At 62.4% G+C, this 14,855-nt stretch carries 14 protein-coding genes; 5 read left to right on the forward strand and 9 right to left on the reverse strand.

Annotated elements, in window-relative coordinates:
- Nucleotides 1-63: 63 nt before the first annotated feature.
- The 7 genes from astB to P3C18_RS18535 all read right to left on the reverse strand — a co-directional run bounded on the left by astB (nt 64) and on the right by P3C18_RS18535 (nt 8,930).
- Nucleotides 64-1,413 (reverse strand): N-succinylarginine dihydrolase, encoded by a 1,350-nt coding sequence (astB, locus tag P3C18_RS18505; protein WP_275963275.1) that lies wholly within the window; start codon nt 1,411-1,413, stop codon nt 64-66.
- Nucleotides 1,410-2,873: a succinylglutamate-semialdehyde dehydrogenase gene (gene astD / locus P3C18_RS18510; protein WP_275963276.1), complete on the reverse strand. Its 1,464-nt coding sequence runs from the start codon at nt 2,871-2,873 to the stop codon at nt 1,410-1,412. The genes astB and astD overlap by 4 nt, the downstream gene beginning before the upstream one ends.
- A 92-nt stretch (nt 2,874-2,965) precedes the next feature.
- Nucleotides 2,966-3,982: an arginine N-succinyltransferase gene (gene astA, locus P3C18_RS18515; RefSeq protein ID WP_275963277.1), complete on the reverse strand. Its 1,017-nt coding sequence runs from the start codon at nt 3,980-3,982 to the stop codon at nt 2,966-2,968.
- An 11-nt stretch (nt 3,983-3,993) separates the two neighbouring features.
- Nucleotides 3,994-5,010 (reverse strand): arginine/ornithine succinyltransferase subunit alpha, encoded by a 1,017-nt coding sequence (gene aruF, locus P3C18_RS18520; RefSeq protein ID WP_275963278.1) that lies wholly within the window; start codon nt 5,008-5,010, stop codon nt 3,994-3,996.
- A gap of 175 nt (nt 5,011-5,185) precedes the next feature.
- A complete protein-coding gene (locus tag P3C18_RS18525) occupies nt 5,186-6,406 on the reverse strand; it encodes an aspartate aminotransferase family protein (RefSeq protein WP_275963279.1) in 1,221 nt (406 codons plus the stop codon).
- 266 nt (nt 6,407-6,672) lie between these two features.
- Nucleotides 6,673-7,878, reverse strand: a complete 1,206-nt coding sequence (locus tag P3C18_RS18530) for a patatin-like phospholipase family protein (protein ID WP_275963280.1) — start codon at nt 7,876-7,878, stop codon at nt 6,673-6,675.
- A 125-nt stretch (nt 7,879-8,003) separates the two neighbouring features.
- The gene (locus tag P3C18_RS18535) at nt 8,004-8,930 is read right to left on the reverse strand and encodes a lipid A biosynthesis lauroyl acyltransferase (protein WP_275963281.1); all 927 of its coding nucleotides are present in this window, start codon (nt 8,928-8,930) and stop codon (nt 8,004-8,006) included.
- Nucleotides 8,931-9,088: 158 nt separating this feature from the next.
- Between P3C18_RS18535 and minC the strand changes: the two genes are divergently transcribed.
- From minC to P3C18_RS18560, 5 genes are all read left to right on the forward strand, one after another.
- Nucleotides 9,089-9,814, forward strand: coding sequence for a septum site-determining protein MinC (gene minC / locus P3C18_RS18540; protein ID WP_275963282.1), 726 nt, complete (start codon nt 9,089-9,091; stop codon nt 9,812-9,814).
- 101 nt (nt 9,815-9,915) lie between these two features.
- A complete protein-coding gene (gene minD, locus P3C18_RS18545; RefSeq protein ID WP_275963283.1) occupies nt 9,916-10,731 on the forward strand; it encodes a septum site-determining protein MinD in 816 nt (271 codons plus the stop codon).
- Nucleotides 10,728-10,982 (forward strand): cell division topological specificity factor MinE, encoded by a 255-nt coding sequence (gene minE, locus P3C18_RS18550; RefSeq protein WP_025165363.1) that lies wholly within the window; start codon nt 10,728-10,730, stop codon nt 10,980-10,982. Before minD ends, minE begins: the two co-directional genes overlap by 4 nt.
- 56 nt (nt 10,983-11,038) lie before the next feature.
- Complete coding sequence (locus tag P3C18_RS18555) at nt 11,039-11,674, forward strand: RluA family pseudouridine synthase (protein WP_275963284.1); 636 nt, start codon at nt 11,039-11,041, stop codon at nt 11,672-11,674.
- Nucleotides 11,675-11,746: 72 nt separating this feature from the next.
- Complete coding sequence (locus P3C18_RS18560; protein WP_346015638.1) at nt 11,747-12,262, forward strand: class I SAM-dependent methyltransferase; 516 nt, start codon at nt 11,747-11,749, stop codon at nt 12,260-12,262.
- 26 nt (nt 12,263-12,288) lie between these two features.
- Here P3C18_RS18560 and P3C18_RS18565 read toward each other — a convergent pair whose 3' ends face one another.
- Both P3C18_RS18565 and P3C18_RS18570 read right to left on the reverse strand, forming a co-directional pair.
- Nucleotides 12,289-13,890, reverse strand: coding sequence for an ATP-binding protein (locus P3C18_RS18565; protein ID WP_275963285.1), 1,602 nt, complete (start codon nt 13,888-13,890; stop codon nt 12,289-12,291).
- Between the two features lie 10 nt (nt 13,891-13,900).
- Nucleotides 13,901-14,623 carry a response regulator gene (locus P3C18_RS18570; protein WP_275963286.1) on the reverse strand — a complete coding sequence of 241 codons (723 nt, stop codon included), beginning with the start codon at nt 14,621-14,623 and terminating at the stop codon, nt 13,901-13,903.
- Between the last annotated feature and the right edge of the window lie 232 nt (nt 14,624-14,855).

A 14,855-nucleotide genomic window follows, 5' to 3' on the forward strand; every position in this document is an offset into this window, starting at 1 on the left:
TGTCGCTTTTTACATCCACCACAAACCCCTCATGGTGAATCGATAAAGCGTGAGCCACCCTATTTAAGCTAATTGGAATGGATAAACCGCGCCCAGTTTAAGGATCTGCGTCAGTTCGTCCAAGGCCGCACGGCATTCGTTCAGCAATTGTGGGTCAGCCAGATCGTTTTCGCTCAGGCGATCACGGTAGTGCTTGTCGACCCAAACGTTGAGGCTGTCGTGCAGGGTCGGCGTCATGATCACGCCTTGATTGACCGCTGCCAGCTCGTGTTCCTTGAGCGCCACGCGCAAGCGCAGGCAAGCCGGGCCGCCGCCGTTCTGCATGCTCTGCTTGAGGTCGAAGACCTTGACCTCGCGAATCGGCCCATTACCGCTGGTCAGTTGCTCCAGGTAGCGCCATACATTGCCGTTGTTGCGGCACTCTTCCGGCACGATCAGCAACATGCCGCCATCGGCGCGGTTGAGCAGCTGGCTGTTGAACAGGTAGGACTTGACCGCATCCTCCACCGTCACCGCATCACGCGGCACGCACACAGCCTGGAAGCTGCCGCCACGGCGGGCGAGCTTTTCGCTCAGCTCGGCCAGCACCTTGTCGGTGTCGAGGAAGGCGTCCTGGTGATAGAACAGCACCTCGCCATTGCCCACGGCGATCACGTCGTTGTGGAACACGCCCTGATCGATCACTGCCGGCGATTGCTGGGCGTAAACCACGCCTTCATCGCTCAGGCCATGCAGACGGGCAACCGCCTGCGAAGCTTCCAGAGTCTGCCGCGCCGGGTAGCGCTGCGGAGCCGGGAAGCGGCTGTCGAAGGCACTGCGGCCGAATACGAAGAACTCCACACCGGCATCGCCGTAGCCTTTGCAGAAGCGCGTATGGTTGGCCGCGCCTTCATCGCCGAACTGACCGACTGCCGGCAAGGCCGCGTGGTGAGCGAAGTGCTGCTCATTGGCGAACATGGCGCCAAGCACACGGCTGGTGGTCGGGTGTTCGATCGAGCGGTGGAATTTGCAGTTGAGGTTGGCAGCGGTGAAATGCACGCGACCATCGGCAGTATCAGCACTCGGGCTGACGGTGCAGGCGTTAGCCGTCCACATGCTGGAAGCCGAGCAGCTGGCGACCAGCAGCGGCATGGCGTCTTTCGCGGCCTTCTGGATCACCTGCGCGTCAGTCCCGGTAAAGCCCAGGCTGCGCAGCACGGCGACATTCGGGCGTTCCTGCGGGGCCAGTACACCCTGCTTGAAGCCCATTTCCATCAAGGCCTTCATCTTGGCCAGGCCCTGCTTGGCCGCTTCCTTCGGGTTGGACGCTGCCTGGCTGTTGCTCTGCGAGGCAACGTTGCCGTAAGACAGGCCGCCGTAGTTGTGAGTCGGCCCGACCAGACCGTCGAAATTCACTTCAAATGCATTGCTCACAGGCTAACTCCGGGTGTCAGGGTGGCAGGCAGGCTCAGGCTGTCGGATTCCAGCGAGGCCACCGGGTAGGCGCAATAATCGGCCGCGTAATAAGCGCTGGCGCGGTGGTTGCCAGAGGCACCCACACCGCCGAATGGCGCGGTGCTGGCGGCGCCGGTCAGCTGCTTGTTCCAGTTGACGATACCGGCGCGGCTCTGCAGCCAGAACTGCTCGTAGCGCGCCTTGGAGTCCGACAGCAGGCCAGCGGCCAGGCCGTACTGGGTGTTGTTGGCCTCAACGATGGCAGCATCGAAATCGGCGTAGCGAATCACCTGCAGCAGCGGGCCGAAGAACTCTTCATCCGGACGATTGGCGACCTCAGTCACATCGATGATGCCCGGGGTGAGCAAGGCGGCGCCCTGCAACGGCTGAGTCATTTCCAGCAGAGGTTTAGCGCCCTGGGTCAGCAGGTGTTGCTGCGCCTTGATCAGGTGCTGCGCGGCGGCCAGGGAAATCACCGAGCCCATAAAGGGCGCAGGCTGGGCGTCGAAACTGCCGACCTTGATACTTGCAGCAACCTCAACCAGACGCTCCAGCAGGCTATCGCCCCACGCGCCTTGCGGCACCAGCAGGCGGCGCGCGCAAGTGCAGCGCTGGCCAGCGGAGATAAAGGCCGACTGAATGATGGTGTACACCGCTGCGTTGAGGTCAGCGACCTGATCCACCACCAGCGGGTTGTTGCCGCCCATTTCCAGGGCGAGGATCTTGCCTGGGCGACCGGCGAATTGGTTGTGCAGCAGATTGCCGGTGCGGCTGGAACCGGTGAAGAACAGGCCATCGATGCCGTCATGCGCAGCCAGGGCCACACCAGTATCGCGCGCACCTTGCACCAGGTTGAGCACACCTGCCGGCAGACCGGCTTCGATCCAGCATTTGACGGTCAGTTCGGCGACTTTCGGAGTCAGCTCGCTAGGCTTGAACACCACGCAGTTACCCGCCAGCAGCGCCGGCACGATATGGCCGTTAGGCAGGTGACCGGGGAAGTTGTAAGGGCCGAACACTGCGACCACGCCATGCGGCTTGTGCCGCAACACAGCGGTGGCGTCGGCAAGCGGGCCGCTCTTTTCACCAGTGCGCTCGCGGTAGCTCTGCACCGAGATGGCGACCTTGTTGACCATGCTGGTGACTTCGGTGGCGGTTTCCCACAGCGGCTTTCCGGTTTCTTCGCCAATGCAGTGACCCAGGGCGTCGGCATGGCTTTTCAGAGTGGCGGCAAACTGCTCAAGCACGGCGATGCGCTCATCCAGCGAGCGCGAGGCCCAGGCAGGGAATGCGGCGCGGGCAGCCTGTACGGCAGCGTCAACCTGTACGGCGCTGGCAGCAAAGCCTTGCCAGATGGCTTCCTGGCTGACCGGGTTAAGCGATTCCAGGGCTTCACCCTGGCCTGCGTGCCAGGCACCGGCAATGTAATGAGTGCTCATCTTGTTTTATCACTCCCAGCAAGGTGTAGACCCGGCCTGCGCCGGATCGGCAAATAGAGACAGCTGCGTCGCACTACTTGGGCAAGCAGCCTTTAGCCGCGAGCGGAAACCGCGACCGCACGCACCTGATCGCCCGCCGACATCTGCAGGCGTTTGGCGGTTTGCGCATCGACCACCAAGGTGCCGGCGGCCAGGCGCGCTGGCGCTGCGGTAATCCGGCAGTCCTCGCGCTTGCGGTTGTGAATCAGGAAACGCGGCGCGTCGTCGCCCGGAGTACCGACAGCCAACACCAGCACCTGACTGTCCTGCACGGCACGGATTTTCGCGGTTTCGGCCTCTATGGCCGGGCCGGCGTCGAAGATGTCAACATAGCCCTGATAGCTGAAACCCTCGCCCTTGAGCATGGCCAGCGCCGGCTCGGTGTCCGGGTGCACGCGGCCGATAATGTTGCGCGCATCCTCCGAAAGGAAGCAGGTGTAGAGCGGAAACTTGGGCATCAGCTCGGCGATAAAAGCCTTGTTGCCGACGCCTGTGAGGTAGTCGGCCTGGCTGAATTCCATCTTGAAGAAGTGCCGACCGAGGCTTTCCCAGAACGGCGAACGGCCCTGCTCATCGGACATGCCGCGCATCTCCGCGATCACCTTGTCGCCAAACAGCTCACGGAATTCGGCGATAAACAGAAAGCGTGCCTTGGACAGCAGCCGGCCATTCAGACCGCTGCGCTGATCGCTGCGCAGAAACAGCGAGCACAGCTCGGAGTTGCCGGTCAGGTCGTTAGCGAGAAACAGGGTGGGGATCTGCCGGTGGATGTTCAGCTCCTGCGAGGCGCTGACGGTCAAGCCGACCCGGTAGTTGTACCAAGGCTCGCGCAGGCCGACGGCGCCAGCAACGGCGGAGATACCCACCACCTCGCCGTTGTCGTCTTCGAGCACGAACAGGTAGTCGGCATCGGCACGCGCGGCTTCACCACGGAAGGTTTTCTCGGCCCAGCCCACGCGGTGCGCCAGGCGCTCCTCATTGGCGGGCAGCGTAGTCAGGCCTGCGCCGGTACTGCGGGCCAGCTGAAACAGAGCCGGCAGATCGGTGCTGCGGACGGGACGAACGATCATGCGCTAACTCCTTAAACCGCAACCAGGCGTACGCTGACGCCTTCGCCGACGCCCAGGGCCTCGGCGGCCGCCAAACTCAGGGTGACCGGCTTGCCAGGCACCCAATCAAGATCCACAACGATGGCGCGGAAATCCTGCAACTGGCCGTTACTCACCAGATACGGCCGGCCACCTTTAACAGGCTCACCGATGCGCAACGGCACCACACGGCTCTGGGCAATTGAACGGATGCCCGAGGTGCGCGCATGCAGGGTCGGGCCACCGTCGAAGATGTCGATGTAGTGGTCAGTCTCGAAGCCTTCGCGCATCAAAATGTCGAAGCTGATCTGCGCCCGTGGATGCACCTGGCCCATGGCCTCTTGCGCCTCATCGGGCAGCAGCGGCACGTAGATCGGGTAATGCGGCATCAGCTCGGCGAGGAAGGTGCGGCTCTTCAAACCACACAGGCGCTCGGCCTCGGTGTAGTTCATATCGAAGAAATTGCGCCCCACAGCATCCCAGAACGGCGAATCACCGGCCTCGTCGCTGTAACCGACGATCTCCACCACCAGTGCATCGGCAAAGCGCTCCGGATGGTTGGCGAGAAACAGCAGGCGACCGCGCGAATTGAGTTCCGACCAGGCGGTGTTCACCAGCGGACGCTCGACGTAGAAGCTGGTCAGCAGGCTGTTGCCGGTGAGGTCGTGGCACAACGAGAGCACGTGGATCTTGTTATGGATCTTCAGCTCGCGGGAGTTGTGCACGAAGGTTTCGTTACGAAAGCTGTAGAACGGCTCGGAATAGCCGGCCGAAGCGACGACGCCGGAGCAGCCGACCAGGCGGCCGCTCTCCGTGTCCTCGAGAACGAAGAAGTAGCTTTCTTCACCGTTGAAGCTGACTTCGGCGGAAAACGAGGCCTCCGAGGCCGCAATCTTTTCGCGCAGACGATCAGCGTCGTCCGGCAGTGAAGTCACACCAACCGGGCTGTCCGCGGCGAGACGCTGCACTTCAGTGAGGTCGGCCATTTGCGCGGGGCGCATCACCAGCATGGTGCCACTCCTTTTGATAAAAGCTCCAAGCGGCCCAAACCGGGCGGCCTAGAGAAAACCGCAACAAACGCTGCGGCACACACAGAGACGGGCTTCCTTGCTGTTAGCTCAACCCATCCGTGGGTCGAGCGGGCGCAGCCTGGTCCGCCGCGTTAACGACGGACCAGGCCGGCAATCAGGCTTGAGCCAGCTTGGCCACGGCACGTTCGAAACGCGCCAGACCTTCATCGATATCGGCGTCTTCAACCACCAGGCTTGGGGCGAAACGCACCACATCCGGGCTGGCCTGCAGCACCATCACGCCTTCCACCGCAGCGGCGTCGAGAATTGCCTTGGCCTTGCCTTTCCAGGCATCGGACAGCACCGCACCGATCAGCAGACCGAGGCCGCGCACTTCGCTAAACACGCCGTACTGCTGGCCGATTTGCTCCAGCTTGGTTTTGAAACGCTGATGCTTGGCTTTAACGCCAGCCAGCACTTCAGGGGTGTTGATGGTGTCGATCACCGCTTCACCGACGGCGCAAGCCAGCGGGTTGCCGCCGTAAGTGGTGCCGTGGGTGCCGACAGCCAGGTGCTTGGCCAGCTCGCTGGTGGTGAGCATCGCGCCAATCGGGAAACCGCCGCCCAGGCTCTTGGCGCTGGAGAGGATGTCCGGAGTGACGCCGTAGTGCATATAGGCGAACAGCTCACCGCTGCGGCCCATGCCGCTCTGCACTTCGTCGAACACCAACAGCGCATTGTGCTTGTCGCACAGCTCGCGGGCCGCTTGCAGGTAAGCCAGGTCAGCCGGCAGCACGCCGCCCTCACCCTGAATCGGCTCCAGCACCACGGCGCAGGTCTTATCGGATACCGCGGCCTTCAGCGCCTCGATATCGTTATAAGGAATGTGGCTGATGCCCTGGATCTTCGGGCCGAAACCGTCGGAATACTTCGGTTGACCACCGACGCTGACGGTAAACAGGGTGCGCCCGTGAAAACTGTTGGTCGCGGCGATGATTTCGCACTTGTCTTCGCCGAACTTATCGAACGCTACGCGACGGGCCAGCTTGAACGCGGCCTCGTTGGCTTCGGCGCCAGAGTTACAGAAGAACACGCGCTCGGCGAAGGTGGCGTCGATCAGTTTTTTGGCCAGGCGCAGGGCCGGCTCGTTGGTAAACACGTTGGATACGTGCCAGAGGTTGCCCGCCTGCTCGGTGAGTGCCTTGACCAGCGCCGGGTGAGCGTGGCCCAGCACGTTGACGGCAATGCCACCGGCAAAATCGATCAGCTCGCGACCGCTCTGATCCCATACGCGCGAACCGGCGCCACGTACTGGAATAAAGGCTGCGGGTGCATAGTTGGGCACCATCACCTGGTCGAAATCGGCGCGCTGCACCGGGTCGTGCTGAACGGACATCTGAGCTCTCCTGACGAGGAACACCTGCATTCAATAGCAGGCGATGTGAAGGATTGTAGGGACTGATCCGGGGCCGGCATTGCCGCCATGCGACAACTTCTTATAGCGCCAACCCGAGGAAATCCGCTGCTTTCGCAAATGCGACAGAAAGCATCGGGAAGGCGCAGTTTAAATGCAGCCACCCGCCTTGGCGCGGTTTTCTCTGCCACGCGGAAAAGGAATTTGGCCGCACAGGCGGCCGGAATCAAACAAGAGTGATGGCCTGGTTAGGCGGTTACCGGAATCACCGCCGGCACCGGCGGACTGTCCAGACAGAGAAACTCGATCAAGCGGGCTTTCTGCGCCATGGCGTCCTGATAACCCAGCTCAATCAGCTCATTGCAGTAACCCGGTTCAAACAGCAGGTAACTCAGCACCCCGGCGCCGCTGGCCTTGGTCGCCCCTGGGCCACGCAGAAACAAACGCAGGGCCTTGGGCAGCTCGTGGCGATGGCGCGCGGCAATCAGGTCCAGCGGCTGACTAGGGGAAATCACCAGCACATCCACCGGTTTAAGGCCCAGGCCACGCGGATGGCTTTCGGCAGGAATCAGCCGGCCCATCTGATTAAGCCGTTCAAGCAGCTCGATATCGCTTTCCAGGCTGTCAATAAAGGTGCTGTTGAGCATATGCCCGCTGATCTGCGCCAGGCTCGGCGGCCGGCTGTGCTGCGGGCGCACCACCGGCAGCTGAGCCTGTGGCCCGGCAGCCGGGTTGCCACTGACCCCGACCACCAGCACCCGCGTCGCCCCCAGGTGCAGGGCTGGGCTGATCGGTGCGGATTGCCGCACGGCACCATCGCCGAAGTATTCACGGTTGATCTTCACCGGCGGAAATATCAGCGGAATCGAGGCACTGGCCAGCAGATGCTCAAGCGCCAGCCGTGTTGGTACACCAACCCGTCGATGGCGGAACCAGGGATCGATGGTGGCGCGGCCTTGATAGAAGGTCACCGCCTGGCCGGTTTCATAACCGAAAGCGGTCACCGCTACCGCGCGCAACTGACGGTGACGCACAGCAGCGGCAATCCCACTGAAATCCAGCTCGCGCCCGAGCAGATCGGCCAGCGGCGAACTGTCGAGCAGCGCCACCGGCACCTGGCCGCCCAACCCGAGCAAGCTGTGGCCAATAAAGCGGCTGGCCTGGCGCAGCACGCCTGGCCAATCGCTGCGATAGACCTGATGGGTATGAAAGCCCTGCCAAACGCTGGTCAGCCGCCGTACGGCCTCGGTGAAGTGCAACGCGCCGCAGGCCAGGCCCACCGCATTGATCGCACCCGCAGAGGTGCCGACGATAACCGGAAAAGGATTGTGCGCCGCATTGGGCAGCAGGTCGGCAATCGCCGCCAGCACGCCCACCTGATAGGCCGCCCGTGCGCCACCGCCGGAGAGAATCAGCCCGGTAACCGGCTGACTGGTTGGAGCAGTGTGCGGCATAGGCTGTATCCCACTGTTTTTTAGCCAGTATAGGAGCCAGTCAGGCGCTCGCGGAACCACCAGGTGCCAAGAAAACCAACTYCAGCCGAACAACCCGCCAATTGGATGGCGGGCCAAGTCAGAAACTAGCGCTTCTTTTTATAGAGCTTCGGCTCGCCTTCCGGCCGCGTCTTGAAGCGCCGATGCGCCCACAGGTACTGCTCGGGGCAGACGCTGATGGCCTGCTCGATCCACTGATTGACCCGCAGGCAGTCTGCCTCTTCGCTCTCGGTGGGGAAGTCCGCCAGCGGCGGATGGATCACCAGGCGATAGCCCTGGCCATCGGGCAGGCGCTGCTGGGTAAAGGGAATCACCTGAGCGCGACCCATACGGGCGAACTTGCTGGTGGCGGTGACAGTGGCCGCCGGCACACCGAACAGCGGCACAAACACACTGCGCTGGGCACCGTAGTCCTGATCCGGCGCATACCAGACCACCCCGCCGGCACGCAGCAGTTTGAGCATGCCGCGCACATCATCACGACCAATCACGCCGAGCAGACGCTGCTCGCGGCCACGACGCTGCACGTAGTCGAACAGCGGATTCTTGTGCGGGCGGTACATGCCGTACATGTTCTGGGCCATGCCAAGCAGGCCACCGCCCATCTCCAGAGTGGTGAAATGCAGCGCCATAAGGATCACGCCCTGGCCATCAGCCTCGGCCTGACGCAGATGCTCCAAACCCTCGATGCTGCCCAAGCGACGCAGGCGCTCGGCGGGCCACCACCAGGCAATGGCCATTTCAAAGAAGGTGATGCCAGTCGAAGCAAAGTTTTCCTTTAACAGCGCCTCGCGCTCGGCGGCGGGCATCTGTGGAAAGCACAACTCCAGGTTACGCGCGGCGATCTTGCGCCGCGAACTGGCCAGGCGATACATCACGCTGCCCAGACAGCGCCCCAGCCACAGCAGCACCTTATAAGGCAGCTGGGCAATCAGCCACAGCAGGCCCAGGCCCAGCCACAACAGCCAGAAACGTGGATGCAGGAAATAAGCGCGAAATACAGGGCGATCCATAACACAGGTCCGAGGCACGCAATAAAGCGCGGCATTCTATCAGGAGTTTGCTTGCTGCCTGGTTTCGCGGCGCGCAACTTGCGAGCGCGCGGCGTTCTCGCTATAAGTCCGGCTTACTTTTCCCCCAGTTTCTAAATAAGGGCCGTATCAGGCAGACCATGAGCCAAGCCGATCTCCTCGAACAAGACCCTGTATTCCAGCTAAAAGGCAGCATGCTGGCCATCACCGTGATGGAGCTGGCGCACAACGACCTCGCCCGCCTCGACCAGCAGCTCAGCGAAAAAGTCGCCCAGGCCCCGGCCTTCTTCAGCAATACCCCGCTGGTGCTGGCCCTGGACAAGCTGCCGGAAGGTGAAGGCGTGCTCGACTTGGCCGAGCTGATGGCGGTCTGCCGCAAGCATGGCCTGCGCACCCTGGCGATCCGCGCCAATCGCGAAGCCGATATAGCGGCCGCCGAAGCGCTGGATTTGCCCGTACTGCCGCCGTCCGGCGCCCGCGAGCGCCCCATCGACCTGGCGCCGCCAAAACCGGAAAAACCCGCTGAACCTGAGTTCAAACCGAGCAAAATCATCACCAGCCCAGTGCGTGGCGGCCAGCAGGTGTACGCCCAGGGCGGCGACCTGATCGTCCTGGCCCCGGTCAGCGCCGGCGCGGAACTTCTCGCCGATGGCAACATCCATGTTTACGCACCGATGCGCGGCCGAGCACTGGCCGGCATCAAGGGCAATCTCAAGGCGCGGATTTTCTGCCAGCAGATGGGCGCAGAACTGCTCTCCATCGCCGGCCAGTACAAGGTGGCCGAAGACTTGCGCCGCGACCCACTCTGGGGCGAAGCGGTGCATGTCAGCCTGTCGGGTGACGTGTTGAACATCACCCGCCTTTAACGGATACTGCCGCCACTTTTCAAGGACACAGACAGGGCACCCGGAAGCCTGAGATAGGCCACGGAAACCTGCGTTTTTTCTACATTTTGGGGTGAATCACCTTGGCCAAGATCCTCGTTGTTACGTCCGGCAAAGGTGGCGTCGGTAAAACCACCACCAGCGCTGCCATCGGTACCGGCCTCGCCCTGCGCGGGCACAAGACTGTCATCGTCGACTTCGACGTCGGCCTGCGCAACCTCGACCTGATCATGGGCTGCGAACGCCGCGTGGTGTATGACTTCGTCAATGTGGTCAACGGCGAGGCGACCCTGTCGCAAGCGCTGATCAAAGACAAGCGCCTGGAAAATCTCTACGTGCTGGCTGCCAGCCAGACCCGTGACAAGGACGCGCTGACTCAGGAAGGCGTCGAGAAAATCATCAACGAACTGCGCGAAACCTTCGAATACGTGGTCTGCGACTCGCCGGCCGGTATCGAAAAAGGCGCGCACCTGGCCATGTACTTCGCCGATGAAGCGATTGTCGTGACCAACCCGGAAGTCTCCTCGGTACGTGACTCGGACCGTATGCTCGGCCTGCTGGCGAGTAAATCGCGCCGCGCCGAGAAAGGCGAAGAGCCGATCAAGGAACATCTGCTGCTGACCCGCTACAACCCAGAGCGCGTGATCAAGGGCGAAATGCTCGGCGTGGAAGACGTCGAGGAAATCCTCGCCATCCGCCTGCTCGGCGTGATCCCTGAGTCGCAAGCCGTACTCAAGGCCTCGAACCAGGGCGTGCCGGTGATCCTCGATGACCAGAGCGACGCGGGCCAAGCCTACAGCGACGCGGTAGACCGCCTGCTGGGCAAGGAAGTGGCACATCGGTTCCTCGACGTGCAGAAGAAGGGATTCATGCAACGCCTGTTTGGAGGTCGTGAATGAACATTTTTGACTTCTTTCGTGAGCGCAAGAAAGAAACCACGGCGTCCATTGCGAAAGAGCGTCTGCAAATCATCGTCGCCCACGAGCGCGGCCAGCGCAGCCAGCCGGACTACCTGCCGGCCCTGCAGCAAGAACTGGTCGAGGTGATCCGCAAGTACGTGAATATCGACTCGGATCAAGTACAGGTTGCACTGGAAAACCAGGGCAGCTGTTCCATTCTGGAACTCAACATCACGCTCCCCGACCGCTAATTGGTTGAGAGCATGCAACGGCGGCCCTGGCCGCCGTTTCTATTTGTGGAAAGCCCATGCCGCTGTCGAATGTCGAAATTCTCCACCAGGACGCCGCCCTGCTGGTGATCAACAAACCCACCCTGCWGCTTTCGGTGCCCGGCCGCGCCGAGGATAACCGCGATTGCCTGGTGACCCGCCTGCAGGAAAACGGCTACCCGGAAGCGCGCATCGTTCATCGCCTGGACTGGGAAACCTCGGGGATCATCGTCCTGGCCCGCGACGCCGACAGCCACCGCGAGCTGTCCCGCCAGTTCCACGACCGCGAAACCGAAAAAGCCTACACCGCGCTGTGCTGGGGCCAGCCCGAACTGGACAGCGGCAGTATCGACCTGCCACTGCGCTACGACCCACCGACCAAGCCACGCCACGTGGTTGATCATGAACAAGGCAAGCACGCACTGACTTACTGGAAAGTGCTGGAGCGCAGCACCGATTACTGCCGCGTTGAACTGACACCGATCACCGGTCGTTCGCATCAGTTGCGCGTGCATATGCTGTCGATCGGCCACCCACTGCTCGGCGACGGCCTGTATGCCCACGAACAAGCCCTGGCCGCCTACTCGCGCCTGTGCCTGCACGCCAGCATGCTTAGCCTGACTCACCCGCAGACAGGCGAGCGGATGCGCTTCGAGTGCCCGGCACCGTTCTAAGGACAGACCGCGTGGATAAGAACCGCTTCTACGCTGCTACCCAAGGAGCTCCTGCCCAGCCCACCTTGCTGCGTGCCCTCGACTGCTGGCAACAGCCCCCCCGGCTTGGCGCTGGATCTTGGCTGCGGTGCAGGGCGCGACACCCTCGAACTACTGCGCCGTGGCTGGCAGGTAGTGGCGATTGACAATGAACCCCAGGCCCTTGAATGCCTGCAGGCGCAAGTACCGGCCGAGCACCGGGAAGCGCTGGAATCCCATTGCGCCGCGTTTGAACACTTCAAGCTCCCCACTGCCAGCTTGATCAACAGCAGCTTCGCCCTACCGTTCTGCCCACCCGAGGCCTTCGGGCAACTCTGGCAACGCATAAGCGATGCGCTTCTCGACGGCGGTTTGTTTGCCGGACACTTCTTTGGCGAACGCGATGACTGGGCCAACAGCCCCAAATTGACCATCCACAGCCGCGCACACTTGCAAAACCTGCTGCACGGCTGGGAAATCATTGAGCTGGAAGAAATCGACCGAAGCGGAAAAACCGCAGTCGGCCGCAGCAAACACTGGCATCTGTTTTCTGTAGTCGCCCGCCGCTAACCCATCGCCCAACAGCGCACTGACGGCTAGCCCTGCTTACGCGGCCAGATCAGACTAAAACAGGCACCGCCCAACTCTTCGCTGCGACTGATCTGCGCGCGACCGCCGTGCCAGTAGGTGATGCGGCGCACGATGGACAGGCCCAGGCCATGCCCGCCAGAGGCGCGGGTGCGGCTATCGTCCAGGCGCAAGAAGGGGGTAAATATCCGCTCCCAGGCCTCTTCCGGCACGCCCGGGCCGTCATCTTCGACATCAAGCCGGCAACGCTGCTGACCCACCTGATAACTCACGCGCACCCGTGATTCGGCGTGGCGCATGGCGTTGCTTACCAGATTCTGCAGGGCGCGGTGCAGATAGCGCAGCTCGGCCTCTACACAGGCGCCGCCGCCATCCAGGGCATCGCGTGAAGGGCCGTGCTCGACCCGCACGCTGGCGCGCAGTGGCGCCAGCTCGGTGATCACCTGATCGATCAGCTCGCCCAGGTCGACCTGCTGGAAGTTCAGCGCCGGCGCCCCCTGCTCCAGACGCGCGTAGGTGAGCATCTCGTCGACCAGCTTGTCGAGGTCCTGGATATCGCTGTCCATGCCCTCCATATATTTTCGCCGCGCCGCATCGGTTTCCGCGTCGCCGATCATTTCCAGGCCAAAGCGCAGGCGCGCCACCGGCGTGCGCAGCTCATGGGAAACAGCGCGGACCATCTCACGCTGAATACTCAGGGAGCGCTGCAAGTGCTCGGCCATGGCGTTGAAGGCCGCAGCCAGTCGCCCGACCGAATCGCTGCCACGGGTCGGCACGCGGGCATCCAGGCGGCCGCTGGCAATATGCGTGGCGGCGCCTTCCAGATCACTCAGGCGCTGCTCCAGCGGGCGCACCAGCAGGTAAACCATCAAGCCAATCAGGCTCAGGCTTAGCGCGCCAATCAGCACCAGCCACTGCGCTGGGTAGGGATTCATCTGATACAGCGGACCGATTTCCAGCACCCAGGGCGTGTCGACGATGCCGGAGAACACATGAATGCTGTCGCCACCCCGGCCCAGAGCCATCACTGTGTCGCCTTCATCCACCCGGCGGCGCTGATCGGGGTCGAGGTCGGCCTGATCGAGGCGCACCAGGCGCAGGTCGAAACCGAACTGTTTGTCCTGCTTCAACGCCGCCAGTCGGCGCGGTTGTTCATCCCAGGGATAGCGCACCAGCTCATCGATCAGCAGGAAGCTGGTGGCGCGGGCCAGCTGTTCGCTGACCTGCTGCACATCGGCAATCAGCAACAACGGCTGTTCGTCCAATTGACTGAAGATGCGCGCCTCGTGCGGGCCGGTCTGCTGCACCAGCACCTGACCGCGGCGCAGGCTATTGCGCGCGCCGCTGTCCAGCCCGGCACTTTCCAGCGTCTCGACGCGCAGCGGAATGCCGAGCAAGCGCCCCCACACCGTAACCGCGCGGCGCCGCTCGATATCCACCATCGGCGAGAGGTTATCGGCCATCAGGCGGAAGGTGCCCTGAGCCAGACGCTCACGGTATTGATCCACCCGCACTTCGTTGAGCAGCTGCAGTGCGCCGACGCCGAGCAGCGCCACCAGAACCAGCACGGCAAGCATGCCGCCATAGATGCGCAGGAAGATCGAGTTCATGGCTGTGAATTCATGGCAGCGCTTCAGCCGCTTCGGCAACAAACAGATAGCCCTTGCTGCGCACGGTCTTGATCAGCCGTGGATGCATCGGATCGTCGCCGATTTTCGGGCGGATGCGCGAAATGCGCACGTCGATGGAACGGTCCTGGCCGTCGTATTCGATGCCGCGCAAGGCGTTGAAGATTTCCTCGCGCGAGAGAATCCGCCCGGCGTTGGAGGTCAGCAGCCATAGCAGGTCGAACTCGGCACTGGTCAGCTCGATGCCCTGCTCGCCCAGCCAGGCTTCACGCATGGCGCTGTCGATCACCAGCGGGCCGAACTGCAGACGCCGGCGCTCACCGGACACCTGCGCCTCACTGCCTTCATGGCGGCGCAGCAGCGCGCGGATGCGCGCCAGCAGCACCCGCGGGCGCACCGGTTTGCAGACATAGTCGTCCGCACCCATTTCCAGGCCCAGCACCTGATCCATGTCATCGGTACGCGCAGTGAGCATCAGGATCGGCCCGTCGTATTGCCCGCGCACCTTGCGGCAGATCGACAGGCCGTCTTCGCCCGGCAGCATCAGGTCGAGAATCACCAAGTCGGGCTGCTCCTGCAGAATCCGCGCGGCGGCCTGCGCGCCGTCCATCTCGATAGACACGTTGAGGCCATTGCTCTGCAGGTACTCACGGGTCAACTCGGCCAGGCGCTGGTCGTCTTCGACAATAAGAATGTGCCACGACTGCTGCTCCACAACGGACTCCCAGACAACACGAAAACGGCCGGCATTGTAGCAATGCGGCCCGAACAGCGCTGCCTTCACAGCGCGGTTTACGGCCCAGGCTGCCACGCTGGAAAACTCGCTTAAACGCCGCAATAGAGCGGGCCAACCACACCAGCAAAAAGACTACATATTGTGTTTATCTGATTGACTAAAAAACCACCTTAAGGGTGGCTAAAAAAGCCAAAGTCATGACGACGAACGG

The sequence above is a fragment of the Pseudomonas sp. 1928-m genome, assembly GCF_029269135.1.
In the GTDB taxonomy this organism is placed as follows: domain Bacteria; phylum Pseudomonadota; class Gammaproteobacteria; order Pseudomonadales; family Pseudomonadaceae; genus Aquipseudomonas.

Bases quoted from the DNA above. Each gene is read 5' to 3' on its own strand.
- minC (WP_275963282.1), top strand. From the start codon at position 9,089: ATGAGCCAAGCCGATCTCCTCGAACAAGACCCTGTATTCCAGCTAAAA.
- astA (WP_275963277.1), bottom strand. From the start codon at position 3,982: ATGATCGTTCGTCCCGTCCGCAGCACCGATCTGCCGGCTCTGTTTCAG.
- P3C18_RS18565 (WP_275963285.1), bottom strand. From the start codon at position 13,890: ATGAACTCGATCTTCCTGCGCATCTATGGCGGCATGCTTGCCGTGCTG.
- minE (WP_025165363.1), top strand. From the start codon at position 10,728: ATGAACATTTTTGACTTCTTTCGTGAGCGCAAGAAAGAAACCACGGCG.
- astD (WP_275963276.1), bottom strand. From the start codon at position 2,873: ATGAGCACTCATTACATTGCCGGTGCCTGGCACGCAGGCCAGGGTGAA.
- P3C18_RS18530 (WP_275963280.1), bottom strand. From the start codon at position 7,878: ATGCCGCACACTGCTCCAACCAGTCAGCCGGTTACCGGGCTGATTCTC.
- aruF (WP_275963278.1), bottom strand. From the start codon at position 5,010: ATGCTGGTGATGCGCCCCGCGCAAATGGCCGACCTCACTGAAGTGCAG.
- P3C18_RS18535 (WP_275963281.1), bottom strand. From the start codon at position 8,930: ATGGATCGCCCTGTATTTCGCGCTTATTTCCTGCATCCACGTTTCTGG.
- P3C18_RS18525 (WP_275963279.1), bottom strand. From the start codon at position 6,406: ATGTCCGTTCAGCACGACCCGGTGCAGCGCGCCGATTTCGACCAGGTG.